Source organism: Camelimonas fluminis (assembly GCF_014656355.1).
Classification (GTDB): Bacteria; Pseudomonadota; Alphaproteobacteria; order Rhizobiales; family Beijerinckiaceae; genus Camelimonas; species Camelimonas fluminis.
Window position 1 is genome coordinate 1 of record NZ_BNCG01000096.1, and the last position, 3216, is coordinate 3216.

The window sequence follows — 3216 nt, forward strand, 5'->3', positions numbered from 1 at the left end:
ATGTGAGAACTACTTCGTTTCATGCGGATATGAGCCGGAATGATCGAAAAACGCTCTAATCTGGTTTGAAGTTCGCTCTGGCCCTCCTGAGAGGACCAGATATGAAGCGCACCCGATTTTCAGAAGAACAGATCATCGCGATCCTGAAGGAGCACGAGGCCGGCATCCCGGTGGCTGACCTCTGCCGGAAGCACGGGGTAAGTGATGCGAGCATCTACAAGGGAAAGCGCGGTTTGCCGGCATGGAGGTGTCCGAGGCCAAACCGCTGCAGCCCCTTGAGGACGAGAACAACTGGCTGAAGCGCATGCTGGCCGGTGCCATGCTCGAAAATTTGGCGCTGAAGGACCTGTCGGGAAAGAAGTTGCGACGCCCGCCGCAAGGCGACAAGCCGTTCGTCAACTCAGGCAGCAGCACGGGATGAGCGAACCTCGGGCGTGTAAAGCCACAGGCTTCAGCCGCATGAGCATGCGTTATCAGGCGCAACGCAGGGACGATAGCTTCCTGCGCACGCGGATGAAAGAACTGGCGCAGGAACGCCGGCGGTTTGGATACCGGCGTCTGCATGTGCTGCTGCGCCTCCAAGGCTTTGAGGTCAACCACAAGCGGCTCTTCCGGATATACAGGGAGGAGCGGCTCGGAGTACGACGTCGCGGCGGTCGCAAGCGTGCCGTCGGGACACGGGCGACGATGCAGCCCCCATTTCTGCCAAACGAACGCTGGTCGCTGGACTTCGTGTCAGAGCCACTGATGCCCGCATTCGCCACCGCCCGCGAGTCAATGACCTCCCTGTCTTGGGCGTCGATGATAAAAGCGCCGCGGACGGTTTCCCCGTTCCAGCAGGTGAACTCGAACCCGTCAGAGCACCAGCGCAGGTTCAAGCGCATGACGATCACCTTTCCATCGTGGGCATGTTCGGGACGCACGGAATATTTTCGGGCCAGCAGCAGGTTGTGGGCCTGCATGATCTAGTGATTGACTGGCGGCAAGCCTTCCGTACGCAACTCGCGGTTCAGGATCACCGTGATCCACAGGTAGCCGTAAATGGGGCGCTCGGAAACCAGCGTCGTAATCCTCGCAGCCATCACTCCGTCCTGCGCCTGGCGATAGCGCTGGCGAGGCCTTGTGGCGCCCTTCAGTAGCAGGATCAGATTGGAGCGCGCGACACCCAGAGCGTCCGCCACCACCTTCACTGGAAATCCTCCTTCAGCGGCGAGCGCCCAAGCAATATCTCATTTTTGAGCGGGACTTGTCCAGGGCCTCGCGCAGGATCTCGGCTTCGAGTGTCTTGCGCCCGAATTCCCGTTCGAGTTCGCGGATGCGGTCCTCCAACTGCCGGACGACCTTGTTGCTGGTGACCTCATCGTCTCCCGCCACCGCGACACTCCCTCCTTCGAGCATGAGCCGACGCCAACGGTACAGCAGATTTGGCGCCACGCCATTGCGGCGGGCGACGACAGAAATGCTTTCTCGCCCATCCAGCGTCTCCTCCACGATCCGGACCTTGTCCGCAGCAGTCCAATGCCGGCGACGGCCGCCATCCGTGATGATTTCTAGCTCAGTCATAAGCACGTGCTCAGGCATGCCCAAGCCTCCATGGCTATGCCTGAGTGTCCGGTTCAAACGGGGGCCAGTTCAGAATCTGGTAGCCAACCGAGCGCGCTTATTGGATAGACGGCAGGGTTCACGCCACGAATTGACGCTGCTTACAATCGCCCCCGGCGGCGAAAACGGCTTAAATAAGGCACAATGAATCAGCTTGCCAGGGACCACGTCCACCCCTCGGCAGCCATTGCTCCGCTGATCCAGGAGGCCACATCACCCGTAGGTCCGCTACAATACCACTGTAGAGAGTTGCTTTCTTCTCGCACCCAGGCAACCAGTTCTGCGGCACGGCGTAAAGAATAGGACACGACCGCGCCATCTGCCGCGTGCCAGTTGATCCCGGCCAGCGCTGACCAAAGCTCAACGCCGCATGCGCCATCTGCTCTCACCTCCTCGCCAACGGCGCGATCAATGGTGGCTTCAAAAACTTTAATTGGACGAAGCTGTCGATTGCTGGGAAGGCCCGCAAAGTCGGATTTGTCGAAAAAGGGGAAAATCATACTCCTTCTGTTAAGTCGTGGGGGACTTGGGCCAGCCGTTCACCGAGGCCCAGCGCAGGCGCTCCGCGCTCTTCGTCGCCCGGGCCCGCTCCTCAAAGGCCGCTCTCGCCGCCGCCTGAACACCCCTCACCCGATGCTTCCCGAACCCCCGACGACCGCCCAATAGGCCGTCTTTTTTGTGGCTCCAACCGCACCCCTTAAATTTGAGGCGGCAATAATTCGCCCCCTATATTCACACTTGTAACCCGATGAAATCGCTCAATAATCCGAGTTATGTAATCTGCTCTTTGGAAGCAGACCGCGGTGCCGGCCGTCCGGCGCACAAGCCGCTCACCGAGGCACAGCGCAACGCATTGGCTTCTTCGTCGCCCGAGGCCGCGCTGCGAAGGCTGCCAAGGACGCCTGACAGTTCTCGCACACTCGCTTATCCAGGATCCCACAGCCACCCTCCGGAGCGGCTTCCTGGGACTACCGGACGCACCCTGGCGCCACCAGTGTGAATAATGAGAACGACTATTCACACTTCCAAAAGCACGGCCGACACCGCGCAAACCAGCCGGCCCCAACCCGGGTGCCTCCAGTGCGATAAATCAATCCGATTATTCACACTTCAACCGGACCACCAGAAACCCAGCGAGATCCCTACACCCGGTATCTGCCTTCCCCAAAGGCGGCCAATCCGCCAATCCCGCCAGCATGCCTCTGAGAATAATCACAGGCCATTATTCACACTTTCCGAGCCCCTATCAGACCGAGTTTCCAATCCAACCGCCCAAATCCCCACGTCCGGATCGTCACCCAGGCAGGGAAATTCACCGGCATTATTCACACTTAGAGCGTTTTTCGATCATTCCGGCTCATATCCGCATGAAACGAAGTAGTTCTCACATTCATCGGGCTTGAAGATGTCGACGAGCTTGCCGATGCAGTTCCAAAGGCCGCTCACGGTCCGCTCGCTGATCTTCCGCAGCATGGCCTTGAGGCGTGAGAAGGCTTTTTCGATCGGATTGAAGTCCGGGCTGTAGGGCGGCAGGAAACGCAGCGTTGCGCCGGTAGCCTCGATCCGCTCACGGACCGCCGGTCGTTTGTGGCTCGACAGATTGTCCATGATAAC

The 3216-nt window shown here is 59.3% G+C and carries 2 protein-coding genes and 2 pseudogenes; 1 reads left to right on the forward strand and 3 read right to left on the reverse strand.

Annotated features, from left to right (window positions below; all coding sequences use genetic code 11):
• Positions 1-101: 101 nt before the first annotated feature.
• Positions 102-747: pseudogene (locus IE243_RS22340) on the forward strand (transposase); the annotation flags it as partial.
• Here the strand turns inward: IE243_RS22340 and IE243_RS22345 are convergent.
• The 3 genes and pseudogenes from IE243_RS22345 to IE243_RS22355 form a co-directional block, all read right to left on the reverse strand.
• A pseudogene (locus tag IE243_RS22345) lies at positions 705-1581 on the reverse strand (transposase); the annotation flags it as partial. The pseudogenes IE243_RS22340 and IE243_RS22345 sit on opposite strands and share 43 nt — an antisense overlap.
• Positions 1582-1751: 170 nt before the next feature.
• Positions 1752-2102: a hypothetical protein gene (locus IE243_RS22350; RefSeq protein ID WP_191321495.1), complete on the reverse strand. Its 351-nt coding sequence runs from the start codon at positions 2100-2102 to the stop codon at positions 1752-1754.
• A gap of 847 nt (positions 2103-2949) precedes the next feature.
• A partial coding sequence (locus IE243_RS22355; protein ID WP_191321496.1) for a transposase occupies positions 2950-3216 on the reverse strand: 267 nt, incomplete at its 5' end.